The sequence below is a fragment of the Variovorax sp. Varisp53 genome (assembly GCF_059491555.1).
In genome coordinates this window covers 1,486,355-1,510,618 of sequence record NZ_CP168512.1, presented here as the reverse complement: position 1 = coordinate 1,510,618, position 24,264 = coordinate 1,486,355, and the positions used below count along the sequence as shown (strand labels likewise).

General features: G+C 68.1%; 26 protein-coding genes and 1 pseudogene. 14 read left to right on the top strand and 13 right to left on the bottom strand.

Annotated elements, in window-relative coordinates:
• The 5 genes from purM (at position 1) to ACEOAB_RS06820 (ending at position 4,455) form a co-directional block, all read left to right on the top strand.
• A complete protein-coding gene (gene purM / locus ACEOAB_RS06840) occupies positions 1–1,041 on the top strand; it encodes a phosphoribosylformylglycinamidine cyclo-ligase (RefSeq protein ID WP_413750610.1) in 1,041 nt (346 codons plus the stop codon).
• A gap of 50 nt (positions 1,042–1,091) precedes the next feature.
• On the top strand, positions 1,092–2,177 hold the full coding sequence (locus ACEOAB_RS06835) for an AI-2E family transporter (protein WP_413750611.1): 1,086 nt from the start codon (positions 1,092–1,094) through the stop codon (positions 2,175–2,177).
• 120 nt (positions 2,178–2,297) lie between these two features.
• Entirely contained in the window at positions 2,298–2,870 is a 573-nt protein-coding gene (locus tag ACEOAB_RS06830) for a cysteine hydrolase family protein (RefSeq protein ID WP_413750612.1), read from the top strand.
• The gene (locus ACEOAB_RS06825) at positions 2,867–3,490 is read left to right on the top strand and encodes a DJ-1/PfpI family protein (RefSeq protein ID WP_413750613.1); all 624 of its coding nucleotides are present in this window, start codon (positions 2,867–2,869) and stop codon (positions 3,488–3,490) included. The genes ACEOAB_RS06830 and ACEOAB_RS06825 overlap by 4 nt, the downstream gene beginning before the upstream one ends.
• A complete protein-coding gene (locus tag ACEOAB_RS06820; protein ID WP_413750614.1) occupies positions 3,451–4,455 on the top strand; it encodes a GlxA family transcriptional regulator in 1,005 nt (334 codons plus the stop codon). The genes ACEOAB_RS06825 and ACEOAB_RS06820 overlap by 40 nt, the downstream gene beginning before the upstream one ends.
• Positions 4,456–4,482: 27 nt before the next feature.
• Here ACEOAB_RS06820 and ACEOAB_RS06815 read toward each other — a convergent pair whose 3' ends face one another.
• The 7 genes from ACEOAB_RS06815 to murJ form a co-directional block, all read right to left on the bottom strand.
• Complete coding sequence (locus ACEOAB_RS06815; protein WP_495653557.1) at positions 4,483–6,090, bottom strand: M14 family metallopeptidase; 1,608 nt, start codon at positions 6,088–6,090, stop codon at positions 4,483–4,485.
• A 47-nt stretch (positions 6,091–6,137) separates the two neighbouring features.
• Complete coding sequence (locus tag ACEOAB_RS06810; RefSeq protein ID WP_495653556.1) at positions 6,138–7,436, bottom strand: RNA polymerase sigma factor; 1,299 nt, start codon at positions 7,434–7,436, stop codon at positions 6,138–6,140.
• The gene (locus tag ACEOAB_RS06805; RefSeq protein ID WP_413749761.1) at positions 7,433–7,858 is read right to left on the bottom strand and encodes a YciI family protein; all 426 of its coding nucleotides are present in this window, start codon (positions 7,856–7,858) and stop codon (positions 7,433–7,435) included. Before ACEOAB_RS06805 ends, ACEOAB_RS06810 begins: the two co-directional genes overlap by 4 nt.
• Before the next feature lie 32 nt (positions 7,859–7,890).
• Entirely contained in the window at positions 7,891–8,322 is a 432-nt protein-coding gene (locus tag ACEOAB_RS06800) for a YciI family protein (RefSeq protein WP_413749762.1), read from the bottom strand.
• Between the two features lie 142 nt (positions 8,323–8,464).
• Entirely contained in the window at positions 8,465–8,893 is a 429-nt protein-coding gene (locus ACEOAB_RS06795) for a bleomycin resistance protein (protein ID WP_413749763.1), read from the bottom strand.
• A 1-nt stretch (position 8,894) separates the two neighbouring features.
• Entirely contained in the window at positions 8,895–9,746 is an 852-nt protein-coding gene (locus ACEOAB_RS06790; RefSeq protein WP_413749764.1) for a SirB1 family protein, read from the bottom strand.
• Between the two features lie 74 nt (positions 9,747–9,820).
• A complete protein-coding gene (gene murJ / locus ACEOAB_RS06785; RefSeq protein ID WP_413749765.1) occupies positions 9,821–11,374 on the bottom strand; it encodes a murein biosynthesis integral membrane protein MurJ in 1,554 nt (517 codons plus the stop codon).
• A gap of 119 nt (positions 11,375–11,493) precedes the next feature.
• On the opposite strand from murJ, the gene rpsT reads away from it, so the two are divergent.
• Complete coding sequence (rpsT, locus tag ACEOAB_RS06780; RefSeq protein ID WP_007831346.1) at positions 11,494–11,808, top strand: 30S ribosomal protein S20; 315 nt, start codon at positions 11,494–11,496, stop codon at positions 11,806–11,808.
• A gap of 146 nt (positions 11,809–11,954) precedes the next feature.
• Here rpsT and ACEOAB_RS06775 read toward each other — a convergent pair whose 3' ends face one another.
• Positions 11,955–12,278 carry a DUF3579 domain-containing protein gene (locus tag ACEOAB_RS06775; protein WP_413749766.1) on the bottom strand — a complete coding sequence of 108 codons (324 nt, stop codon included), beginning with the start codon at positions 12,276–12,278 and terminating at the stop codon, positions 11,955–11,957.
• A gap of 161 nt (positions 12,279–12,439) precedes the next feature.
• Between ACEOAB_RS06775 and ACEOAB_RS06770 the strand changes: the two genes are divergently transcribed.
• From ACEOAB_RS06770 to ACEOAB_RS06735, 8 genes are all read left to right on the top strand, one after another.
• Positions 12,440–13,648 carry an aspartate aminotransferase family protein gene (locus ACEOAB_RS06770; protein WP_413749767.1) on the top strand — a complete coding sequence of 403 codons (1,209 nt, stop codon included), beginning with the start codon at positions 12,440–12,442 and terminating at the stop codon, positions 13,646–13,648.
• Positions 13,645–14,610, top strand: coding sequence for an ornithine carbamoyltransferase (gene argF / locus ACEOAB_RS06765; protein WP_007831352.1), 966 nt, complete (start codon positions 13,645–13,647; stop codon positions 14,608–14,610). Before ACEOAB_RS06770 ends, argF begins: the two co-directional genes overlap by 4 nt.
• Before the next feature lie 124 nt (positions 14,611–14,734).
• The gene (locus ACEOAB_RS06760) at positions 14,735–15,049 is read left to right on the top strand and encodes a YkgJ family cysteine cluster protein (protein WP_413749768.1); all 315 of its coding nucleotides are present in this window, start codon (positions 14,735–14,737) and stop codon (positions 15,047–15,049) included.
• A 78-nt stretch (positions 15,050–15,127) separates the two neighbouring features.
• Positions 15,128–15,778 carry an arylformamidase gene (kynB, locus tag ACEOAB_RS06755; protein ID WP_413749769.1) on the top strand — a complete coding sequence of 217 codons (651 nt, stop codon included), beginning with the start codon at positions 15,128–15,130 and terminating at the stop codon, positions 15,776–15,778.
• Positions 15,779–15,788: 10 nt separating this feature from the next.
• Positions 15,789–17,075, top strand: a complete 1,287-nt coding sequence (kynU, locus tag ACEOAB_RS06750) for a kynureninase (protein WP_413749770.1) — start codon at positions 15,789–15,791, stop codon at positions 17,073–17,075.
• A 13-nt stretch (positions 17,076–17,088) separates the two neighbouring features.
• Positions 17,089–17,574 (top strand): hypothetical protein, encoded by a 486-nt coding sequence (locus tag ACEOAB_RS06745; protein ID WP_056510128.1) that lies wholly within the window; start codon positions 17,089–17,091, stop codon positions 17,572–17,574.
• Between the two features lie 19 nt (positions 17,575–17,593).
• Positions 17,594–18,430 (top strand): tryptophan 2,3-dioxygenase, encoded by an 837-nt coding sequence (gene kynA, locus ACEOAB_RS06740; protein ID WP_413749771.1) that lies wholly within the window; start codon positions 17,594–17,596, stop codon positions 18,428–18,430.
• A gap of 90 nt (positions 18,431–18,520) precedes the next feature.
• On the top strand, positions 18,521–19,759 hold the full coding sequence (locus tag ACEOAB_RS06735) for an SMI1/KNR4 family protein (RefSeq protein WP_495653555.1): 1,239 nt from the start codon (positions 18,521–18,523) through the stop codon (positions 19,757–19,759).
• A 183-nt stretch (positions 19,760–19,942) separates the two neighbouring features.
• Here ACEOAB_RS06735 and ACEOAB_RS06730 read toward each other — a convergent pair.
• The 5 genes and pseudogenes from ACEOAB_RS06730 to ACEOAB_RS06710 form a co-directional block, all read right to left on the bottom strand.
• A pseudogene (locus tag ACEOAB_RS06730) lies at positions 19,943–21,126 on the bottom strand (FAD-dependent monooxygenase).
• A gap of 4 nt (positions 21,127–21,130) precedes the next feature.
• On the bottom strand, positions 21,131–21,421 hold the full coding sequence (locus tag ACEOAB_RS06725) for a DUF6587 family protein (RefSeq protein ID WP_056586862.1): 291 nt from the start codon (positions 21,419–21,421) through the stop codon (positions 21,131–21,133).
• A gap of 28 nt (positions 21,422–21,449) precedes the next feature.
• The gene (gene feoB, locus ACEOAB_RS06720) at positions 21,450–23,345 is read right to left on the bottom strand and encodes a ferrous iron transporter B (protein WP_413748275.1); all 1,896 of its coding nucleotides are present in this window, start codon (positions 23,343–23,345) and stop codon (positions 21,450–21,452) included.
• Entirely contained in the window at positions 23,338–23,640 is a 303-nt protein-coding gene (locus ACEOAB_RS06715; protein ID WP_413748276.1) for a FeoA family protein, read from the bottom strand. The genes feoB and ACEOAB_RS06715 overlap by 8 nt, the downstream gene beginning before the upstream one ends.
• Positions 23,641–23,790: 150 nt before the next feature.
• Positions 23,791–24,252, bottom strand: a complete 462-nt coding sequence (locus tag ACEOAB_RS06710) for a metallophosphoesterase family protein (RefSeq protein WP_413748277.1) — start codon at positions 24,250–24,252, stop codon at positions 23,791–23,793.
• Positions 24,253–24,264 lie beyond the last annotated feature (12 nt).

The following is a 24,264-nucleotide window of genomic DNA, read 5'->3' as shown; positions in this document are numbered from 1 at the left end:
ATGACCTCCTCCACGCCCACCCCGCTCAGCTACAAGGACGCCGGTGTTGACATCGATGCCGGCGATGCACTGGTCGACCGCATCAAGCCGCTGGCCAAGAAAACCCTGCGCGAGGGCGTGCTGGCCGGCATCGGCGGCTTCGGCGCCCTGTTCGAGGTGCCCAAGCGCTACAAGGAGCCGGTGCTGGTGAGCGGCACCGACGGCGTGGGCACCAAGCTCAAGCTGGCCTTCGAATGGAACATGCACGACACGGTCGGCATCGACCTCGTGGCCATGAGCGTCAACGACGTGCTGGTGCAGGGCGCCGAGCCTCTGTTCTTCCTCGACTACTTCGCCTGCGGCAAGCTCGAAGTCGACACGGCCGCGGCCGTCATCGGCGGTATCGCGCGCGGCTGCGAGCTGTCGGGCTGCGCCCTCATCGGCGGCGAAACCGCTGAAATGCCCGGCATGTACCCGGCCGGCGAATACGACCTCGCGGGCTTCGCGGTCGGCGCAGTCGAGAAGTCGAAGATCCTCACGGGCCAGAACGTCAAGCCCGGCGACGTCGTGCTGGGCCTGGCCTCGGCCGGGGTGCATTCCAATGGTTTCAGCCTCGTGCGCAAGGTGATCGAGCGTGCCGGCGCCGATTTGCCCGCCACGCTCGACGGCAAGCCTTTCCGCCAAGCCGTGATGGAACCCACCCACCTCTACGTGAAGCCGGTGCTCGAGGCGCTGGCCAAGCACCCGATCAAGGCGCTGGCCCACATCACCGGCGGCGGCCTGCTCGAGAACATCCCGCGCGTGCTGCCCGAAGGCACGGCCGCCCACCTCAAGAAGGGCAGCTGGCCGCAGACTGAACTGTTCGCCTGGCTGCAGAAGGTGGCCGGCATCGACGACATCGAGATGAACCGCACCTTCAATAACGGCATCGGCATGGTCGTGGTGATCGATGCGGCAGAAGCCGCCGCCTGCGCCGCCACGCTGCGCGCCGCCGGCGAATCGGTGCACGAGATCGGCGTGATCGCCGCGCGCGGCGAAGGCGCCGCGGTGATCGTCGGCTGAGCGGCGGCCGCACCTTCCACTTTCCCGAACAGAGCGCCTGACCCCCCCGGATGGCCAAGAAGCCGCAACCCGTCACCACCGCCGTTCCGACGGTCCCCATCCACCGCGCCACAGCCTCGCGCGGCGTGACCATCGCAAGCTACTTGCTGATGCTGGGAACGCTGATGCTGGTGATGTGGGAGCACCTGCTGCCAGGATTGCTCTGCGTGTGCATCGGCTTCCTGGCCACGCGGTGGTTCGCGCGGCTGCTGGCTGGAGACACGCGGCGCATTCCGGCATCCAGCAGCCAGCGCACCGATGGCTGGGCCGGCGTGCTGGCCGTCGTCCTCGTGCTGGTGGGGCCGATAGCGCTGATCACGCTGCTGCTGTCGCAGGCCCGCGAATACATCGTCGACGCGCCCGACCAGTACCGCGATCTGCTCGACTACACGGCGCGCACGGTGCTCGAGCTGCGCTCCAAGCTGCCGGTCGAGATCGCGGTCTACCTGCCCGAAGGCGCCGCCGAGATCCAGCGCGTGATCGCCAACTACCTGCGCGCGCAGGCCGGTTCGCTGGCCGTGGCCGGGCGCGCCTGGCTGCATGGCATCTTGTTTTCGTACGTGGGCCTGATCGTGGGCAGCCTGGCCGCCGTGTCGCACGCGCCGCTGCGCCGGCTGCCGCTGGCCGAGCAGCTGCACCAGCGCGTGCAGACCTTCGGCGAGGCCTTCGGCCAGATCGTGGCGGCGCAGTTCTGGATCGCAGCCTTCAACACGCTGCTGACCGCCATCTTCCTGCTGTTCGTCATGCCGCTGTGGGGCGCGCACCTGCCGTATACGCCGGCGCTCATCACCCTCACCTTCCTGGCCGGGCTGGTGCCGATCGTGGGCAACCTGGTGTGCAACTCGGTGATCACGCTGGTGGGTCTTTCGGTGTCGCCGGTCACGGCGCTGGCCTGCCTGATCTTCCTGATCGTGATCCACAAGGCCGAGTACGTCATCAACGCCAAGGTAGTCGGCGCGCGCACGCAGATGAGCGTGTGGGAGCTGCTGGCCGTGATGTTCGTGGCCGAGGCGGTGTTCGGGCCGGCCGGACTGGTGGCGGCGCCGCTGTACTACGCGTACCTGAAAAAAGAGCTGCAGGCGGCGGCGCTGGTCTGAAAAGACGGCGCCTGGCGATGTCCTGATCTGATCGATTCTGGTCCGCTCCCGAACGGCCCCTGGGCTGGCAACGCACAAGAATAGGCGGCATCATCCATTCCGCCCTTGCGAGCCACCACCATGAAAACCTGTCTGATTGTGATTGACGCCCAGGCGTCGTTTCGCCAGCGCCCCTACTGGGACGAACGCCAGGCCGCTCCCTACTTCGCCGCGCAGAACGCGCTCATCGCAGGCTGCGCCGCCGCCGGCACGCCGATCGTGCGGGTCTTCCACGTCGACGAACCGGCCGACGCGAGCAACCCCTTCGCGGTCGAATCGGGCCACATCCGGCCCATCGAGGGCCTGGCTGATTTCGAGGCCGCGGCCACCTTCACCAAGCACCGGCACAGCGCGCTGGTCAACAGCGGACTCGACATCTGGCTCACGCAGAACGGCATCGGCCGGCTCATCGTGAGCGGTATCCGCACCGAGCAATGCTGCGAAACCACCACACGCCACGCCTCGGACCTGGGCTGGGAAGTCGACTACGTGACCGACGCCACCCTGACCTTCGACATGACCCAGCCCGACGGCCGGCCGCTGGCCGCCGCCGACATCAAGGCGCGCACCGCCACCGTGCTGCACGGCCGGTTCGCGACGGTCTGCGGCGTGGCGCAGGCGCTGGAACGCGCCGGCGCAGAGGCAAGCGCATGAGCCTGCGCGTTCTGATCCTGGCCTACGACGGCGTCGAGGCCCTCGACTTTGCCGGCCCCTTCGAGGTGTTCACCACCGCCAGCCGCGTCAGCCAACGGATGCAGCCCGGCACGGCCGCGCCGTTCGACGTGGCCTCGGTCGCACAGGCATCGCCCGTGCAGGCGCGCGCGGGCCTTCGCCTGCTGGCCGACCACACGCTTGAAGGCAGCCCGAAAGTCGACGTATTGATCGTTCCCGGCGGCGTGGTCGATGTGCCGATGGCCAGCCCCGACACCTTGCGCTGGATCGCGAAAAGCGCAGCCGACGCGCAGCTCGTGGCCTCGATCTGCACCGGTGCCTTCCTGCTCGCGAAGAGCGGCGTGGTCACGCACGAAGCGGTCACCACGCACTGGGAAGACATCGCCGACCTGCGCGAGCAGTTTCCGCGACTCGAGGTGCGCGAAAGCGTGCGCTGGGTTGACAGCGGCCGCATCGTCAGCTCGGCCGGCATCAGCGCGGGCATCGACATGAGCCTGCACCTGGTCGAACGCCTGGCTGGACGCGAACTGGCCGAGCGCACCGCGCGCCAGATGGACTACGCATGGACCCACAACAACAGCAGCAACAGCCCATCCGTGTAGTCTTCGCGCTCCTGCCCGGCAGCCTGGTGCTCGACTGGGCCGGGCCGGCCGAGGCCCTGCGCATCGCCAACCAGCGACTGCGCGCAATGGGCCAGCCTGAGCGCTTCACGATCGAGTTCGCGAGCCCCCGGCCCGATTCCCTCAGCTCGGTCGGCGTTGCGCTCACCGGGCTGGCGTCGCTGCCCACGCAGTGGGACGGCCCGGCGTGGGTGGTGCTGGTCGGCCTGCCCGGGAACAGCATCGCCATCGACAATCCCGAGGCACAAGACCTGTTGCACTGGCTGCGCGGCCTGCGCTTCGAGCGCGGCCGGCTGGAGCTGGTGACGATCTGCGCCGGTGCCGTGCTCGCGGCGCATGCCGGCGCGCTCGCGGGCCGGCGCGCCACCACACACCACCATCACCTGGACGAACTGCGCACGGCGGAGCCAGGCTGCGACGTGGTGGCCAACCGCGTCTTCGTGATCGACCCACCGCTCTACAGCAGTGCGGGCGTCACGACCGGCATCGACCTCGTGCTGCACCGCATCGGCGAGATTTGCGGCGAAGCCCTCGCGGCCCAGGTGGCGCAGACCATGGTGGTGGCGCTGCGGCGCGGCCCGAACGATCCGGAGCTGTCGCCCTTTCTCGCCTACCGCAACCATCTGCACGCCGCGCTGCACCGGGTGCAGGACGCGGTCAGCGAACAGCCTCAGGCCGAGTGGAGCGTGCCGCGCATGGCGGAGGTGGCGCACACCTCGGCGCGGCATCTCACGCGCCTGTTCGTCGAGCATGCGGGCGTGGCGCCGCTGGCGTACCTGCGCCGGCTGCGGCTGGCGGCCGCGCAACTGGCACTGGCTTCGGGTGCGAACGTCACGCGAGCGGCGGAACTGTCGGGCTTCGGCTCCGATACGCAACTGCGTCGCGCGTGGCACCAGTTCGGCTTGCCGGGTTCGCCGTCCGAGGCGAATGCACCGCTGAAAACCTGACGGGTGTTCGAGATGCGCCCGGGGCGCTCAGTGCCAGACGTTCGCAGGCGCGGGACCGGGCACGCGCAGCAGCTTGTCGTCGCCGATCTCCAGCAGGCGGTTGGCCGCATAGCTGTTCTGCGAATCGGGCTCCAGCGCGGCGCTGACCAAGGGCGACAGCGGCTGCGCCAGCGACACATAGAAGCTGCCCGGCGGCATCACGGCACGCCCCATCCTTGGCCGCACGCGGAAGGCGCGGATCGCCTCGCCGTCCTCGATGGCGCCGCGCGCGTCCTGGCGCTGGCCGTCGCTCTGCGACAGGATCTCGTAGCGCTCGACCTGCCACGGCGCGGCGCTGTCGATGCGCTCGACGCGCACGCCCAGCATCTGCAGGCGCTGCACGGCCACCGTTTCACTGGCCGCCAGCAGATAGCCGCACGGACGCGGGCGCGCATTGGCGACCTTCAGCGGCTCGGCCGCGCGCCACTCGACATCGACCGCTTTTTCTTCCCCGCTCTTCTCGTCGAGAAAGTCCAGGCGCTGCCGCGTCGTCGTCTGCCAGGCCTCGACCACGAGGTCTCCGTGGCAGGCGTCGGCCTTGGCGCGCTGGCCGGCCTGCGCGGTGAGTTGCATCAGCGCCGGGCCCTGGCGCGCCGCCGTCTCGATGACGGTGGTGGCGGCCAGCACCTGCGTGTACACGCGACGGGCGAAATGCGCGCGGCCCAGCCCCACGCCCCGCACTTCCAGCAGCAGGCTCACGGCCTGATGCAGGCCGCTCACATTGCGGCCGGTGTCGGGCTGCACGCCGCCCATCGAGACGGTGCGATCGGCACTCTTGCCGCCGGAAGTGGTGTGGTACTTGAAGCCCTGCAGCCCCGCCTGCGTGAACGCGGCCTGGATGGCGTCGATGTAGTCGCGCTGCGCGCTCGCGGCAATGGCGGCATCAAGGTTGCCCACGGTGGCGGGCTGCAGCAGGCCGTCGTACTTCATGACCGCGCCGAACTTGTCGATCCAGCGGCCGCCGACGGTGAACTCGTGCAGGTCGAGCACCACCTGCGGCCGAAAGCGCAGGGTGGCGGCCGCGATCGAGCGGGCCTCGGGCGTGCGCAGCAACAGGTGGTCGCGATTCACGTCGACGCCGTTGGCGGTGACGCGGGTGAAATGCTCCGCGCCATCAGGGTTGCCGCGCGGCAGCAGCACGAGGTTCACCTTCTGCAGCAGCGCCGCGCCCGGCCCTCTGGCGAACTGCTGCGCCAGGGCCAGCACCGCTTCGCCGCCGGCTGGCTCGTTGCCGTGTTGCTGGCCGATCACCATGACGGTGGGCCGCGCTGGATCGACGCGGCCCTGGTCGGCAAGCAGCACCAGCGGCATCTCGCGCCCCTGTTGTGACACGCCCAGGCGTTCGACGCGCACGTTCGGCGACTGGCGCGCCAGATCATCGAGAAAGGCCAGCACCTCGGCGTGCGAAGCGAAATCGGTGCGGCCGGCGCGAAAGCCCGGCGTGGCGTAGCTCACGGGTGGATCGGGAAAGCGCGCCGCGATGGCCGGCGGTTCGACCCACACCTTGGCAGGATCGAACTGGGCACAGGCCGGTGCGGCCGACAGCAGGGTCAGGCCAAGGATGCACAGGAAGCGGAAGGGAGGGATGCGGCGCATGGCGCGCATTTTCCTCTCGCCCAGGCTGCCGCAGCTTCGGCAACCGTTCAGTTCAGGGTGCACGCCCGCGCACGTGCCAGCAGGAGCGCCCGTTCGCGCGTGTTGCGGGTGAGCGAAGCCGCGCGATCGAATTCCTTGCGCGCCTCGTCGAGGCGGCCGAGCTTGAAGAGCAGGTCGCCGCGCACGGTCGGCAGCAGGTGGTAGCCCTTGAGTGCGGGCTCGTCCACGAGCGCGTCGACCACCTCGAGCCCCGCGGCCGGCCCGAAGGCCATCGACAGCGCCACCGCGCGGTTGAGCTCGACGATGGGCGACGGCGTGAGCTCGGCCAGCGCGTCGTACAGCGCGGCGATGCGGCCCCAGTCGGTTTCGTCGGCGGTGCGCGCGCGGCCGTGGCAGGCGGCGATGGCGGCCTGCAGCGCATAGGGGCCGAGCGCGCCGCCGAGCGACTCGGCGCGCGCGAGCGCCGCGAGGCCGCGGCGGATCAGCATCTGGTCCCAGCGCGCCCGGTTCTGTTCGAGCAGCAGTACCGGTTCGCCCGAGGCACCCGCGCGCGCGGCGGTGCGGGAGGCCTGGATTTCCATCAACGCCACGAGGCCGTGCACCTCGGATTCGCCGGGCACCAGCTCGGCCACGATGCGGCCCAGGCGCATCGCCTCGTCGCACAACGCCGGACGCATCCAGTCGTCGCCGGCGGTGGCCGAATAGCCTTCGTTGAAGATCAGGTAGAGCACTTCGAGCACCGAGGCGAGCCGTGCCTCGAGCTCATGCCGGCGCGGCACCTCGAAAGGCACGCGCGCCTCGGCCAGTGTGCGCTTGGCGCGCACGATGCGCTGCGCCACGGTGGCTTCGGGCACGAGGAAGGCACGGGCGATCTCGTCGGTGGTGAGGCCGCCCATCAGCCGCAGCGTGAGCGCCACGCGCGCCTCGGTCGACAGCACCGGGTGACAGGCGGTGAACACCAGGCGCAGCAGGTCGTCGCCGATGTCGTCGTCCAGCGCGGTGTCGACCGCCTCGGCGAAATCGTCCTGCGCCATCTCGTGCCGGGCGTCGAGCTCGCGGCCGATCTCGCCGGACTTGTGCTCGGCCAGCTGCAGGTGGCGCAGTCGATCGAGGGCGCGGCGCTTGGCCACGGCGGTGAGCCAGGCCGCGGGGTTGTCGGGCATGCCCGATTTGCTCCATTGCTCGAGGGCCGAGACCAGCGCATCCTGGGCCAGCTCTTCGGCCAGCCCCACGTCGCGCACCATGCGCGCGACGGTGGCGATGATCTTCGCGGACTCGATGCGCCATACCGCCTCGATGGTGCGGTGGATGGCGGCGGTGTCCGCACGGCCCTCGCCCTGGCTCATGCGTCGGTCTTCTTGACCGTCTGCATCGACGTGAATTCGGTGGCCACCGCCTGCACGTCGGCCGGGAAATCGCCGATCTCCTGGATCTGGCGCACCTCGATGACTTCGTTGTCGCTGCCGGGGCAGCGGCTGGCCCATTCGATGGCGGCGGCGCGCGAGGGCACGTCGATGATCCAGAAGCCGCCGAGCACTTCCTTCGCCTCGGCGAAGGGGCCGTCGACCACGGTGGGCTTGCGGTCCTTGAAGCTCACGCGCGCGCCCATCGAGGGTGGATGCAGGCCGTCGCAGCTGATCAGCACGCCGGCTTTCTGCAGCGACTCGTTGTAGGCCATCATGGCCGACACCGCCTCGACGTCGTCGGGCATGGTGCCGGGCGCGGCGGTCTCGTAGCCGTGGGGAATCATCAGCAGCATGAATCGCATGGCAGGTCTCCTTCGGTCCGGTTGCGGTTGCTTCAGTTGCCGGCCTTGGCGCGGGCTTCAGTCTCGGCCCGCAGGCGGCCTTCCTGGGCGAGCAGCTCGGGCGTCATCGAGTCGCCGAAATCGGCCGCCTCGAACACTTGGCGGATCTCGATCTCGCCTTCCTGGAACGGGCTGCGCTTGATCCATTCGATGGCTTCTTCCTTCGACTTGACCTGGAACAGCCAGAAGCCGGCCAGCAGCTCCTTGGTTTCGGCAAACGGTCCGTCGATGACGGTGCGCTTGGTCGGGCCCTCGCAGCGTACGCGCACGCCCTTGGAGCTGGGGTGCAGCCCTTCGCCGGCCAGCAGCACGCCGGCCTTGACCAGTTCCTCGTTGAACTTGCCCATGGCGGTGAGTATTTCGGTGCTGGGCATCACGCCGGCTTCGGAATCGGCGTTGGCCTTGACCAGAATCATGAATCGCATGTCGTTTCTCCTGAAGGTTGATGAGCTCGGGAGCGGCTCGATGAAATTTGCCTGCTCCTGTTCACACGTCGGACGAGCGGAAGATGGATCGACACGCTCGCGTCGATCTATTTGTAATTTTGTGTTTCAGAAACTCGAGGCTTCAGGGCAGGTAGCCGCAGAAGCGCAGCACATGCCCGTCTGGCTCGCGGATCGCGAATTCGCGCAGGCCCCAGGGCTGGGAGACAGGCGGCTCGATGACCGTCACGCCGCGCTTCAGGTACGCGGCATGCAGGCCGTCGATGTCCTTGCCCACGTGGATCACGATTTCGCCGCGCCAAGGTTTGGCCTCGCGCGCGTTGCACTGCCACAGCCGCAGGTAGACCGGGTCGCCGTAGCTGCGGTCGCCCTTCTTCACGCGGGCGTAGCTGGGCGGCTCCCCCGCGATGAAATCGAGCTCGAAGCCCAGCACGTCGCGAAACCACCGCGCGGCGCGCGAGACATCCGACACCGGCAGCACCGGCTGAACGCCATGGAATTCATGCAGGGTGCCCAGATCGGGCGCCGGGCTCACACCTGCCTTCGCGTCCATTTCAATTGGCCGTACGGCGAAGGGTGGCGACGCGCTCGGCGATCGCGTCGATGTCGAGGGCGTCCTCGGCCTTCGCCAGGTAGATTTCCAGGTCGCGCACGGCCTGCGCCGTGTTGCCCTGTTCGGCATGCGCGACGCCGCGGTCGCGGTACTCGCCCCAGGCGCTGGGCAGCAGCGCGATCAGGCGGTCCTGCACGGCGATGACGCGCTGCCAGTCTTCCTGCGCGTGGTGCACTTCCTTCAGGTTGCGCAGCATGCGGGCGATGATTTCGCGCGGACTGGCAGGCTGCAGGTACAGGCCCAGCGGCACGTCGAAATCACCGACCAGTCCGTTGCTGCGCTTGTAGGGCTCGAGCCGCTCGCCCAACTCCTCGCGCGAGAGCGACTTGCCGGTGAAAGGATCGATCACCACCTGCCCCTTGGGCAGCGTCACCTTGAGCATGAAATGCCCCGGAAAGCCGATGCCGCGCGCCTGCAGGCCCAGGCCCTGCGCCAGCTCCATCCACAGCACGGCCAGCGAGATCGGAATGCCGCGGCGGGTGCGCAGCACGGCGTTCAGGTAGCTGTTGTCGGGGTCGTAGTAGTCGTTGACGTTGCCGCCGAAGCTCAGGTCGTTGAAGAAGAACTGGTTCAGGGCGCGCAGGCGGGCCAGTGGCGCAGCGTCGGCCGGCAGGCGGCGCTTGAGGCGGGCGAGGAGCTGGTCGACATCGCCCAGCACCTGCTGCACGTCGAGTTCGGGGTATTCGTCCTGCGCCAGGCTGGCGGCCGCTTCGAGCAGCGGAAAGTGATCGTCGCTGCAAACCAGCGATTCGAAATACTCCAGTGCGGTGGGAACCTGAAAGCTGAACGTCATGTGTCTTTGTAGAGGAGCCCGTCAGGGGCGTCAAGGCGGGACACGTGCGGATTGCGGCGCCCGCGCGCGGGGGCTCAACGGCGAACGAAGCTGCGCAGCCGCACACCCACCGCCGCCAGCACGGCGAAATAGAGCAGCGCGGCGCCGGCGATCAGCGCGGCGAGCAGGCCGATGCGCAGCAGGCGCTGGTCGCGCAGGGCGATCCAGTCGAAATGCGCCGAGCCCCAGACCAGCAGGCCCGCCAGCACCAGCGTGCCGGCCAGCACCTGCAGCACGAACCTGGCCCAGCCCGGCTCGGGCCTGTAGCTGCCGCGGCGAATCAGGCCGACCAGCAGCCAGGTCGAATTGACCAGCGCGCCGATGGCGATGGTCAGGGTCAGCGCTGCGTGCTGCAGCACCGGCACCAGGAAGATGTTGAGAATCTGCGTCAGCACCAGCACGCCCACGGCGATGAGCATCGGCGTGCGCGTGTCGTGCTTGGCGTAGTAGCCGGGTGCCAGCACCTTCACGGCCACGATGCCGACCAGCCCGACGCCGTAACCCATCAGCGCCAGGGTGGTGCGGCCCACGTCCTCGCCCGAGTAGGCGCCGTTGTGGAAGAGCACCGCCACCAGCGGTTTTGCGAACAGCAGCAAGGCGACCGCGCACGGCGCCGACAGCAGCACCACGAGGCGCAGGCCCCAGTCGAGCAGCGAGGAATAGCGCGCGTCGTCCTTGGCGGCGCGGGCGCCGGCCAGCTGCGGCATCAGCACCACGCCCAGCGCCACGCCGAGCATGGCGGTGGGAAACTCCATCAGCCGGTCTGCGTTGGTGATCCAGGTGACGCTGCCCACCGCCAGGTGGGAGGCGATTTGCGTGTTGATGAGCAGCGATATCTGCGCCACGCTCACGCCCAGCAGCGCGGGCAGCATCAGCCTGAGCACCTTGCGCGTGTTCGGGTCGGTCCAGGCGGTGCGCAGCGCCCGAAGGCTGGTTCCCAGGCGCGGCATCAACCCCAGCTTGCGCAGTGCCGGAATCTGCAGCGCAAGCTGCAGCACGCCACCCACCATCACGCCCACGCACTGTGCATAGATCGGCTCGATGCCCCAGTGCCGGAAAAGCGGCGCCCCGACCAGGATCGACAGGATCAGCGCCACGTTGAGCAGCACCGGCGAGGCCGCCGGCACCGCGAACTTGCGCCAGGTGTTGAGAATGCCGCCCGCCAGCGCCACCAGCGACATGAAGCCGATGTACGGGAACATCCAGCGCGTCATGACGATGGCGGCATCGAAGCCGGGCAGACCGCTGGCCATGGCCCAGACCAGCAGCGGCGCGCCGGCCACGCCTGCCACGCAGACGATCACCAGCGTCCAGGTCAGCAGCGTGGCGACGTGGTCGATGAGCTGCCTGGCGCCCTCTTCCCCGTCTTCGGCCTTGCGCGCGGCCAGCACCGGCACGAAGGCCTGGCTGAAGGCGCCTTCGCCGAAGACCCGCCGGAACAGGTTGGGGATGCGGAATGCGACGTTGAACGCGTCGGTCAGCGCGCTGACGCCGAAAACCGAGGCAAACAGCACGTCGCGCACGAGGCCCGTGATCCGCGAGGCGAGGGTCAGCAGGGAGACGGTGGAGGCGGATTTGAGCAGGGACACGGGGGCCGAGTGTAGGGCCCGCCAAACCCCTGAAACGGGCCGATTCGGCGGAAAAGGCAACCCGGCCTATAATCGAGGGCTTTGCTGCATCATCCTCAGACACCTAAGGAACATTAAATATGGCATCCGCCAAGCCCAAGAAGAAGAACCCGCGCCTCGCCTCCGGCCGTAAGCGCGTCCGCCAGGACACCAAGCTCAACGCTGCGAACACCTCGCTGCGCTCCAAATACCGTACCGCTGTCAAGAACGTCGAAAAGGCTGTTCTGGCTGGCGACAAGACCAAGGCAAGCGAACTGTTCGCGAAGGCCCAGAGCATCGTCGACACCGTCGCCGACAAGGGCATCTTCCACAAGAACAAGGCCGCCCGCGACAAGAGCCGCCTGTCGGCCAAGGTCAAGGCCCTCGCCCTCGCGCCTGAAAAGGCCGCCGCCTGACACCTGTCAGGCAAGCCCGGACCGGAATCCTCCGGTCCGCCGTTTGATCGGGGTGCGCTGCAGCAAAGTGAAAAAACCGCCTTCGGGCGGTTTTTTCATGCCCGGTTGGTTCATGAAGCCAGGCGACGGGCAAGAAAAAAGGCCGGTCAGGCCTTTGGGGGTGGGGTGTCGGGAACCAGACAGGCTTCGGCAACCTGCAGATCGTTGTCTTTGGCGAAGTTCACGCAGAAATCCCATGCCATCGGCTCCGCGTCGCGCAGCGCGCGGTTCACGACCACGCACTTCACGCCATTGATGGTCGTCGGGATGCACCAGGGCGAATAGCTCAGGTGGCTGCCCGGATAGGCGCCGCCGGGGCGAAAAGAGCACATCACGCCGGCCAGGCGCTCGGCCCAATCGCTCGGGCGAAAGGTCCGGCCATCCTTGGTAATTCCCTGGATGAAGATTTCTTTGGCAGTGGAGGAAATCATCGTTGAATGAGGCGACCGGAGCAGGTGCTGCGGTGCAGCAAGCGATTCTATCCGCGGCACTTTTTGCATCCTGAACACGGGGCATTGCTGTAATGCGCAATCCTCAACGAAGCCGTCAAACCGCACGCCTAGAATCCGCGTTCCCTATCTGGAGAACCCGAATGAGCGCTACCGCCCAGCCCACCTCGCCCCACGTCATGAACACCTACGGTCGCCTGCCGATCGCGCTGTCGCACGGCCAGGGCTGCCGAGTCTGGGACACCACGGGCAAGGCCTACATCGACGGTCTCGGCGGCATCGCAGTGAACACCCTGGGCCACAACCACCCCGAACTGGTGCCCGCCCTGCAGGACCAGCTGACCAAGCTGATCCACAGTTCCAACTACTACCACGTGACCGGCCAGGAGCAGCTCGCCACCAAGCTGACCGAGATTTCGGGCCTCACCAACGCCTTCTTCTGCTGCACGGGCCTCGAAGCCAACGAAGCCGCCCTGAAGCTGGCCCGCAAGTACGGCCATGACAAGGGCATCGAGCGCCCCGAGATCGTCGTTTACGAAGCCGCCTTCCACGGCCGCAGCATCGCCACGCTGTCGGCCACCGGCAATCCCAAGGTGCAGGCCGGCTTCGGCCCGCTGGTCGAGGGCTTCATCCGCGTGCCGCTGAACGACATCGAGGCACTGAAGAAGGCCACCGAAGGCAATCCCAACGTGGTAGCCGTGTTCTTCGAAACCATCCAGGGCGAAGGCGGCATCAACCCGATGCGCGTGGACTACCTGAAGCAGGTGCGCCAGCTGTGCGACGAGCGCGACTGGCTCATGATGATCGACGAGGTGCAGTGCGGCATGGGCCGCACCGGCAAATGGTTCGCCCACCAATGGGCGGGCATCAAGCCCGACGTCATGCCGCTGGCCAAGGGCCTGGGCTCGGGCGTGCCGATCGGCGCCGTGGTGGCCGGCCCCAAGGCCGCCAACATCTTCGGGCCCGGCAACCACGGCACCACGTTCGGGGGCAACCCGCTCGCGATGCGCGCCGGCATCGAGACCATCCGCATCATGGAAGAGCACCAGCTGCTCGAGAACGCGGCCACCGTGGGAGCTCACCTGAAGGCCGCGCTGGAGCGCGAAATCGGCGGTCTGCCGGGCGTGAAGGAAATCCGCGGCCAGGGCCTGATGCTCGGCATCGAGCTCGACCGGCCCTGCGGCGTGATCCTGAACCGCGCCTGCGACGCCGGCCTCCTGCTGAGCGTGACGGCCGACAAGGTGATCCGCCTCGTGCCGCCGCTCATCCTGACCACGGCCGAAGCCGACGAGATCGTCGCCATCCTCGCGCCCATCGTGAAAACCTTCCTGTCGGAGCCTGCAGCGCAATGACGACCGCCGCCACGCCCAACGCCATCCGCCACTACCTGCAGTTCTCGGACTTCACGGCCGACGAATATGCCTACCTCTTCGATCGCATGGCGATCATCAAGAAGAAGTTCAAGACCTACGAGAAGCACCAGCCGCTGGTCGACCGCACGCTGGCCATGATCTTCGAGAAGGCCAGCACGCGCACCCGCGTGAGCTTCGAGGCCGGCATGTACCAGCTCGGCGGCAGCGTCGTGCACCTGACCACCGGCGACAGCCAGCTGGGCCGCGCCGAACCCATCGAGGACAGCGCCAAGGTGATCAGCCGCATGGTCGACCTCGTGATGATCCGCACGTACGAGCAGACCAAGATCGACGCCTTCGCCGCGCACTCGCGCGTTCCCGTCATCAACGGCCTGACCAACGAGTTCCACCCCTGCCAGATCCTCGCGGATATCTTCACCTATATCGAGCACCGCGGTTCACGCGACGCCGGCGGCGACGCGCTTTCCTGCCTCAAGGGCAAGACCGTGGCCTGGGTCGGCGACGGCAACAACATGGCCAACACCTGGCTGCAGGCGGCCGAGATCCTGGGCTTCACCGTGCATGTGAGCACGCCCAGCGGCTACGAGGTCGACCAGTCGATCGCCGGCATTCGCTCGGGCGACAGCTACAAGGTCTTCCAGGACCCGATGGAAGCCTGCCGCGGCGCCGACCTCGTCACCACCGACGTCTGGACCAGCATGGGCTACGAGGCCGAGAACGAGGCGCGCCGCAAGGCCTTTGCCGACTGGTGCGTCGACGAGGACATGATGCGCATCGCGCAGCCCGATGCCCTCTTCATGCACTGCCTGCCCGCGCACCGCGGCGAGGAAGTGCAGGCCGAAGTGATCGACGGGCCGCAGTCGGTGGTGTGGGACGAGGCCGAGAACCGGCTGCATGCGCAGAAGGCGCTGATGGAGTTCCTGCTCCTCGGCAAGTTATAGACACTCCCCCAGGCTCCGCGCACTTCGTGTCGCTTCGCCACCCCCCTCGCCGGGGGCAACACCTGCGGCCCGGCAAAGCCGGTTCCGCGGTGTTCCTGAGACAGATCGTCAACTGGGCCTTGCCATGAATGACTGCCAGCAATGCGGCGCCTGCTGCGCCAGCTACCGCGTCGACTTCAGCGTCCATGAGCTCGACGACAACGGCGGCAAGGTGCCCTCGGGCCTTGCCGTCGAGGTGAACGACGCCATCTGCCGCATGCGCGGCACCGACCACACGCCCATGCGCTGCGCCGCGCTCACCGGCAAGATCGGCCAGGCCGTGGGCTGCGGCATCTACGAATGGCGCCCCAATCCGTGCCACGAGCTGCAGGCCGGCAGCGACGCCTGCGAGCGGGCACGCGCCCGGCACGGACTGCCCGCGCTGTCGTCGCTGCATTGAGCCCCCGCTTCAACTCGTCACATAGGGTGTTGGAAATAACCGACACCACGACCCCTCGCCCGGCGCTACCTTCGCGCCATGGCTCCATCACATCAGCAACGCATCTGGGACATCTCGCCGCCCGTGCATGAAGGCACGCCGGTGTTTCCCGGCGACACGCCCTACCAGCAGCGCTGGGCAGCGACCATCTCGCCGGACTGCCCGGTGAACGTCAGCGAGATCAAGCTCTCGCCCCACGTCGGCGCGCACGCCGATGCGCCGCTGCACTACGACCCCGCAGGCCAGACCATCGGCAACGTCGACCTCACGCCCTTCCTCGGCCCCTGCCGCGTGATCCATGCGATCGACCAGGGCCCGCTGATCGAATGGGAGCACATCTCCCACGCCGTCGACAGCACCCTGCCCCAGCGCGTGCTGGTGCGCACCTACACCGCCATGCCGGTGGACCGATGGGACCCTCAGCTTGCCGCCTACGCCCCCGCCACTGTCGAGCGCCTCGCGGCCATGGGCGTGAAGCTCATCGGCATCGACACCGCCAGCATCGACCCGGCCGACAGCAAGACGCTGGAAAGCCACCAACGCATCCGCCGCCTCGACCTGCGCGTGCTCGAGAACCTCGTGCTCGACGACGTGCCCGAAGGCGACTACGAACTCATCGCGCTGCCGCTCAAGCTGGTCAGCGCCGATGCCTCCCCCGTTCGCGCGGTCCTGCGCGAACTTCCCCGCTGAAACCTCCAACATGACGACCCTTGCAGACTGCCGCGCGCTCGACGCGCAAGACCCGCTGCGCGCCCTGCGCGACCAATTCACCATTCCCGAGGGCGTGCTCTACCTCGACGGCAACTCGCTCGGCGTGATGCCCAAGGCCGCCGCGGCGCGCATCGCCGAAGTCGTGACGAAGGAATGGGGCGAAGGCCTGATCCGCTCGTGGAACACCGCGAGCTGGTTCGACCTGCCGCAACGCCTGGGCGACAAGGTGGCCCGACTGATCGGCGCCGCGCCCGGCGAAGTGGTGTGCACCGACAGCACTTCGGTCAATCTCTACAAGGTGCTGTTCGCTGCGCTGTCGCAGCAGAAGGACAGCGGACGCAAGCTGGTGGTGAGCGAACGCAGCAACTTCCCGACCGACCTCTACATCGCCGAGTCGCTGTGCCGCGAACGCGGCTTCACGCTCAAGCTGATCGATGCGAGCGAACTGCAAGGCCCGGATTCGGTGCTGACCGATGAAGTGGCCGTGCTGATGCTGACGCACGTGAACTACCGCACCGGCGCCATGCACGACATGAAAGCCGTCACCGCCGCCGCGCACGCCGCGGGCGCGCTTACGGTGTGGGACCTCGCGCACAGCGCGGGCGCGGTGCCGGTCGCACTCAACGAGTGCAACGCCGACTACGCGATCGGCTGCGGCTACAAGTACCTCAACGGCGGCCCCGGCGCACCGGCCTTCGCATGGGTGCACACGAAGCATGCGGGCCAGTTCGAGCAGCCGCTGTCGGGCTGGTGGGGCCATGCGGCGCCCTTCGAGTTCACGCCGCACTACCGCCCGGCCCCAGGCGTCGGCCGGTATCTCTGCGGCACGCAGCCGATCATCGCGCTCGCAGGCCTGGAATGCGGTCTCGACACCGTGCTCGCGGCCGAAGCCTTCAACGGCGATCACGGCGCGATGGCAGCGCTGCGCACGAAGTCGCTCGCGCTGACCGATCTCTTCATCAAGCTGGTGGAAGAACGCTGCGCCGGCCAGGGCCTCTCGCTCATCACGCCACGTGAGCACGCCCAACGCGGCTCGCAGGTCTGCCTGAGCCGCCAGGAAGGCGCCTACGCCATCGTGCAGGCGTTGATCGCGCGCGGCGTCATCGGCGACTACCGTGCCGGCGACTCGCAAATGCCCGACATCCTGCGCTTCGGCTTCACGCCGCTGTACATCGGCTTCGAGGACGTGTGGAACTCGGTCGAGCACCTCGTGCAGGTGCTCGAGACGGGCGAGTGGAAGCGCGAAGAGTTCAACCGCAAGAACGCCGTCACCTGAGCGGCGCCGCATCATGAAACACGCATTGTTCGCTCTTTCCGCCACGCTGCTGATGGCGGCAGCCCCCGCCCTTGCACAGCAGCCGAACTTCACGCTGCCGCAACTGAAGGCCTTCGTCGTCCTGTCGCCCGACGCCTTCCGCCAGGAGGTCAAGCGCCAGGGCTTCTCGTATGCCGACAAGACCGTGACCGACGAGGTCAGCATGATCGAGTACGAGAAGTTCGTCGACGGCCAGACCACGCATCTCATGAAGTCCACCTATGTGGAAAGCCGCGGCAGCGAGAACAGCATCCAGCTCTCGCTGACCGACAAGGCCGCCTTCGATCGCCTCGTGAAAGAAGTGCGCGACGCCGGCTACGCGCCAGCCGAGAAGGGCCGCATCCCGGGCGGCGAAACCTACCAGCAGTTCAAGCGCAAGGACGAAGCCGTGCGCTTCGTCTACCCCAGGAAAGAGTCCGGCATGGGCCTCCCCTCCTACACCGCCGTGGTCTGGCGATGACCACCAACCAGCAAACATCATGAGCACCGAAAAAATCGTCCACGAAGAAAAGGCGCAACTGGACTTCAGCAAGTCCATGAGCTACGGCGACTACCTGCACCTCGACGAGATCCTCAACGCCCAGCACCCGCTTTCGCCCGCACATGACGAGATGCTGTTCATCGTGCAGCACCAGACCAGCGAGCTCTGGATGAAGCTGATGCTGCACGAGCTGCGCGCGGCCATCGACTGCATCGCCGACGAGAAGCTGGCCGACGCCTTCAAGATGCTTGCGCGCGTGAGCCGCATCATGGAACAGCTGGTGAGCGCATGGACCGTGCTCTCGACCATGACGCCGCCCGAGTACACGGCGATGCGCCCCTACCTCGCCAACTCCAGCGGCTTCCAGAGCGCGCAGTACCGCTGCATCGAGTTCGCGCTCGGCAATAAGAACGCCGCCATGCTCAAGCCGCACGCGCACCGTGCCGACCTGCTGGCGCAGGTCGATGCGGCCTACCGCGCGCCTTCGCTGTACGACGAGTCGCTGCGCCTGCTGGCCCGACGCGGCCTGCCGGTGCCTGCCGATCGGCTCGAGCGCGACTGGACCCAGCCCTACGAGGCGAGCGACGGCGTCGAAGCCGCGTGGCTCACGGTTTACCGGAACCCGCACGATCACTGGGACCTGTACCAGCTCGGCGAAAAGCTCACCGACCTCGAAGATGCGTTCCGCCTCTGGCGCTTCCGCCACGTGACGACGGTGGAACGCGTGATCGGCTTCAAACGCGGCACCGGCGGCACAGGCGGCGTGAGCTACCTGCGCAAGATGCTCGACGTGGTGCTGTTTCCCGAGATCTGGAAGCTGCGCACCGATCTGTAGCCGCACAGGCCGCGCAAACGCCCCAATAAAGCTGGGGTTGCTCCGCTGGCGCAAAGCGCTACATTTTTGGAAACAACGGAGGCCACCGCCATGGACGACACCCGGTTCACACCTGACGAGCTTTCCACCCTGCGCGAACATGGCGTCGTGCTGTTCGCCGACCGCGTGATCTTCGACGCACAGCCGCCGATGCCGCGGCAGCAGATCGATGCCGTGCAGGCCCAATGCGCAGGCCCGATCCCCGAAGCACTGCTCGCGCTGTGGCAACAGACCGCAGGCGGGCGGCTCGACTACGACCTGTCGCTCGAGATGAACGGCAATCTCGAAGCCATCAGCTGGAACGAGCTGTTCTGGAACGGCAGCGACGGCTACCACGACCTGCAGGGCTGGATCGCGCACGAACTCGAACTGGCCGAGGAAGCCGCGCAGGAAGGCGGCACGCCGTGGAGCGGCAAGCTCACGCACCTGCCTTTTGGCGGCTTCGAATACACCGACCGCATCTACGCGGTGGTGGACCCCGGCGCCGGGCACGGGCAGGTCATCGCGTGGAAGAAGGGCCTGCCGCCGGCATGGACGCATGCGCTTCACGAAGACAGCGTGAACACCATCGCGCCCGACCTCATGGGCGCCTTCGCGGCTCTGCACCTGGAAGAAGACCCGCTGGTTCCCACCGGCGATTACTTCTCGGGGCAGACGCTGCTCGAATACCTCGACGACCGCCACGAGGAGCACGGGCTCGACCTCGACCTGATGGACAAGCTGGTGGCCTTCTATTCCCGTGCCGTGGCCGACTGGCGCTCGCCGCTGGCCGCGGGCACGCTGCGCCACCAGCCCTCGCTTGCACGCGTGGCGCTGCGCCATGCCATCGCGACCGACGATGCCGAACTGGTCGCCGAGCTCGCCGCCGCGGGCGTGGGCTTCGACGGGCCGTTGCAAGGCAGCGCGCTCGCGACCGACGTCGCAGTGGGGCACGGCGCTTTCGCTGCGGCCGCGGCGCTGGTGCGTGCGGGTGCGCCGGTGGCGGTCGATGCACTGCGCAACATCGACGGACAGATCGCGCCCGAACTCACGAGCGCGCTGCTGGCCAACGGCGCGGAGCCGAACGTGGCTGGCATCGTCAAGTGCGCGGCCTGCGGTGCGCCCGCGAGCGCGCACCTGATCGCTGATGCCTGTGCACGGGCGGGCATCGACGTGCAGCCGGCCTTCACCGCGGACCGCGATGCGATGCTGCTCGAACTGAAGACCACGCTCGCCGACAAGCACGGCCACTACCTGGGGCAGGAAGGGCTTGCAGAGCGCATCGAGCACCTGCAGACTTTTCGGCTGTGAAACGAACTCTCTCGGCGTGAGCGTTCAGAGCACTGGTTGATCGGCCACGAACCAGCAGCGTGCCCTCGTGCACAGGGCATCGGGTGCTCCCCGCAGCGAAATAAAGGAGGAGCCGAAGGCGGGGGACATTCGCGGAGGGGAGTACCCGGTGGCCTGTGCACGCACCCCGGGTGGACACAAGCATCAACCGCCGTACAGCCACGGCTGGTCGAGCAACCTGGCTCCCAATAAGCGCATCGCCATGTCGCGCCCCAACCGCATTGCGCCCGTGGCGTGGAAGATCTCGCCGTTGCGGCGCGCGCGCGCCTGCACCTGCGCATTGCGTGCCCAGCGCGCCTCGGCATAGCGCGTGAACGCGGCGGGTACGTCGGCGGCGCTGCCGTCGCCGAGCGCATCGGCCAGCGCCACCGCGTCTTCGATGGCCATGCCCGCGCCCTGTGCGAGGTACGGCACCATCGGATGCGCCGCATCGCCCACCAGCGCGATGCGCTCGTGCGCCATGTCGGCAGCGCCGGTCAGGGGTGCGCGGTCACCGAGCGACCACGCGCGCCAGCCAGGCATGGCGTCGAGCAGCGCCTGCAGGCCGGCACAGCTGCGGCCCATGGCCTGCTTCAGCGCGGCGACGCTGCTGGATTGGTCCCAGTCGCGCGCATCGCCGGCCGGAGCGGATTCGGCGATGACCACCACATTGAGCCAATCGCCGCCGCGCACCGGGTACGCCACCGCATGCAGGCGCGGCCCGAGCCAGACGTCGACTTGTCGGCGGCGCAATGCGGCGGGCAGGTCGGCTTGCCGGATCAGCGCGCGCCAGGCCGTGTGGCCGGTGACGCGTGGCGGTTGCGCGGCAGACGCGGAATCGAGCTGCTGCCGCACCATGCTCCAAAGGCCATCGGCCCCGACAACGGCTTCGCCTTCCCAGGCGCGTGCATCGGTGCTCGACAGGCACACGAGGTCGTCGCTGGTTTCCACCTGCGTGATGTGCGCCGCGGTGACGAGCGTGCCGGTGCCGCGCGCGCGCACGGCATCGAGCAGCAGGCCGTGCAGGTCGGCGCGATGCACGCAGAAATAAGGGGCGCCGTAGCGCTGCTGCATGGCGTCCCCGAGCGGCATGCGGGCCAGCTCCGAGCCGCTTTCGGCGCTGTGCACCGCGAGCGCATCGGGCCGCGCCGCGATGGCCGCGAGCCCGGAGCCCAGGTCGAGTTGCTGAAGGCGCCGCGTGGCGTTGGGGCCGAGCTGCACGCCGGCGCCGATTTCGCCGAAGGCCGCGGCCTGTTCGAAGACGTCGGCGCGGTGCCGTTGGCGGGACAGCGCCAGCGCAGTGGCCAGCCCCCGATGCCGCCCCCGGCGACGAGGATGTGCGCGGGCATCGGCTCAGCGGCTGTGCGTGGACGACGGCGCGATGGTGCCCTGGTCGGCTTCGGGTTGCTTCAGGGGAGTCTTGGGAGCGCAGCTTCCGCAGCTGTCGCACGAGCCACAGCCCGAGGTCTTGGCCAGCGAGGCGGCCAGCTCCTTCGCGCGGGCTTCGTCGACCCAGCCCGCGCGTTGCGTGCCGGCCGCGAACTTCTGCGCCGCGCCGCGGCGCCAGCCCGCGGGCATCCAGCGCCAGACCGCATAGAGCGCGGCTGCCGCGACGATCAATCCGACGATCAGTTGCTGTGCCATTTCTTCTTCAAACCTTTCGTGGCGGGTTTTAACCTGCTCCAAGTGCCAGTGCAACGCGGTAGGTGATGAAGCACGCCATGTAGGCCAGCGCAAAGAGATAGCCGGCCATGATCCAGACGTACTTCCACGAGCCTGTCTCGCGCTTCACGGCCGCGAGCGTCGAGATGCACTGCGGCGCGAACACGTACCAGACCAGCAGCGACAGCGCGGTAGCCAGCGACCAGCTGCTCGCGATCAACGGCTGCAGTTGCCCCGCCACGTCGTCGCCCGTGGCCGACAGCGCGTACACCGTGCCGAGCGCCCCCACGGCCACCTCGCGCGCTGCCATGCCCGGCACCAGGGCGATCGATATCTGCCAGTTGAAGCCGATGGGCGCGAAGATGTGCTCCAGCCCGCGGCCGATCATGCCGGCCAGGCTGTACTGGATGGCCGGCCCGGTCGCGCCTTCCGGCGGCGACGGGAAGGTAGACAGGAACCACAGCAGGATCGTCAGCGTGAGGATGATCGTGCCCACGCGCTGGATGAAGATCCAAGCCCGTTCGTACAGGCCCAGCGCCAGGTTGCGCGGGTTCGGCCAGCGGTAGGCGGGCAGCTCCATCAGCAGTGGCGATTGCGAGGTGCTGTCGCGAAAGCGCTTCATCACCCAGGCCACGGCCATGGCCGAGACGATGCCGAACACGTACAGCGCGAACAGCACCACGCCCTGAAGGTTGAACACGCCGCCCACCGTGCGCGCCGGAATGAAGGCAGCGATCAGCAGCGCATACACCGGCAGCCGCGCCGAACAGGTCATGAGCGGCGCGATCATGATGGTCGTGATGCGGTCGCGCCAGTTGCTGATGGTGCGCGTGGCCATCACGCCGGGAATGGCACAGGCGAAACTCGACAGCAGCGGAATGAACGAGCGGCCCGAGAGGCCCACGGTGCCCATCACGCGGTCGAGCAGGAAGGCCGCGCGCGGCAGGTAGCCCGAGTCTTCCAGCGCGAGGATGAAGAGGAAAAGAATCAGGATCTGCGGCAGGAAGACGATCACGCCGCCCACGCCGGCGATGACCCCGTCGACCAGCAGGCTCTGCAGCATGCCCTCCGGCATGTGCGCCTTGAGCAGGCTGCCCAGCCCCTCGGTGCCGGCCTTGATGGCGTCCATCGGCACATTGGCCCAGCTGAACACGGCCTGGAACATCAGGAACATGGTGACGGCGAGCACCAGCATGCCCCACAGCGGATGCATCACCACGCGGTCGATGCGGTCGCTGGTGGCGAGGCTGCCGGCCGGCTCCTTCACCGCCAGGCCGAGGATGCGGCGCACCTCGCGCTGCGTGGCCAGCACGTCGTCGAGGCCCGGTGCCTGCCAGGGCTGCGGCGCAGCGGCGGCCACGGGCGTGTCGAGCGCTTCGAGCAGGCCCTGCGCGCCACCGCTGTGCACACCGACCGTTTCGATGACCGGCACGCCCAGTTCGCGCGAGAGCACCGCCGCGTCGACCGCGATGCCCTGCTTACGGGCCATGTCGGTCATGTTGAGCGCCACCACCATCGGCAGGCCCAGCCGCCTGGCCTCGAGCACCAGCCGCAGGTTCAGGCGCAGGTTGGTGGCGTCGGTGACGCACACCAGCAGGTCGGGCAAGGTTTCCTTGCTCTGGCCGGTGACGACGTCGCGGGTGACGGCCTCGTCGGCGCTCAGCGCGTTCAGGCTGTAGGCACCCGGCAGGTCGAGCACGAACACGCGGCGGCCCGACGGCGTGCGCAGCGTGCCTTCCTTGCGCTCGACCGTCACGCCGGCGTAGTTGGCCACCTTCTGGCGGCTGCCAGTGAGCAGGTTGAACAGCGCGGTCTTGCCGCAGTTGGGGTTGCCCAGCAGGGCGATGCGGCCGGGCTGAGCGGTAGGCGCGAGGCGCCCGGGGCCCTGGATGACGGCTTCAACCATGGCTGGCGGCTCCGGGCGTGACGTGGATCAGCGCGGCTTCGTGGCGGCGCAGTGCGAAGGTGGTGTGGCCGAGGCGGACAGCCAGCGGTTCGCGGCCCGGAACGCCGCTGGCGACGATGCGCACGGCCTCGCCGGGCACGAAGCCGATTTCCGTCAGGCGCAGGACCAGTTCGCGGCCGTCCGCATCCTCCGGGCGCGCCACGTCGAGCACGGTCGCCCACTGGTTGTTCGGAAGCTGGTCGAGGCGCAGGGCAACGGCGGTGGTCGGCGCTGCGCCGAAATCGGTGGTTCGCACGGTGAGATGACGCCCGGGATATCGGGCGTGCCGGTAAGCAAAGGCTAGATGCTAGCAATTCTCACTCACAAAAACCTGACCAACCCCTCAAAAGCATGGAAGCCCGGCAAATCGGGGGGTTTTCGCTTGGTTCGGCCGCCCGTGCGGGGCTCAAACGGCCAGTTCGACGACGCGTGCGGTGACGGCATTGCCGTCGATCAGCAGTTCGGCCACGGCGATGGGCAGCTTGAACCGGCGCGGGCCGGCGCTGCCCGGGTTGACGTACAGCACGCCGCCGCGCTCCGCGATCTTCGGCTGGTGCGAATGGCCCGAGACGACCACGCGCACGCCGGCCAAGGGCGGGTCGATGCCGAGCTGCGCGAGGTCGTGGATGGCATAGAGCTGCACATCGCCGAACTCCAGCAGCTCGATTTCAGCGATCGCCTCGGCCCAGGGCTCGCGGTCGTTGTTGCCGCGCACGGCCGTCAGCGGCGCGATGGCCGCGAGCGCTTCGAGGATGCCGGCGTTGCCGATGTCGCCGCCATGCACGATGAAGTCGCTGCCTCTCAAAAAAGCGACGGCCTCGGGCCGCAGGAGCCCGTGGGTGTCGGAAATGAGGCCGATGCGGAGCATGGAAGAAGAAAG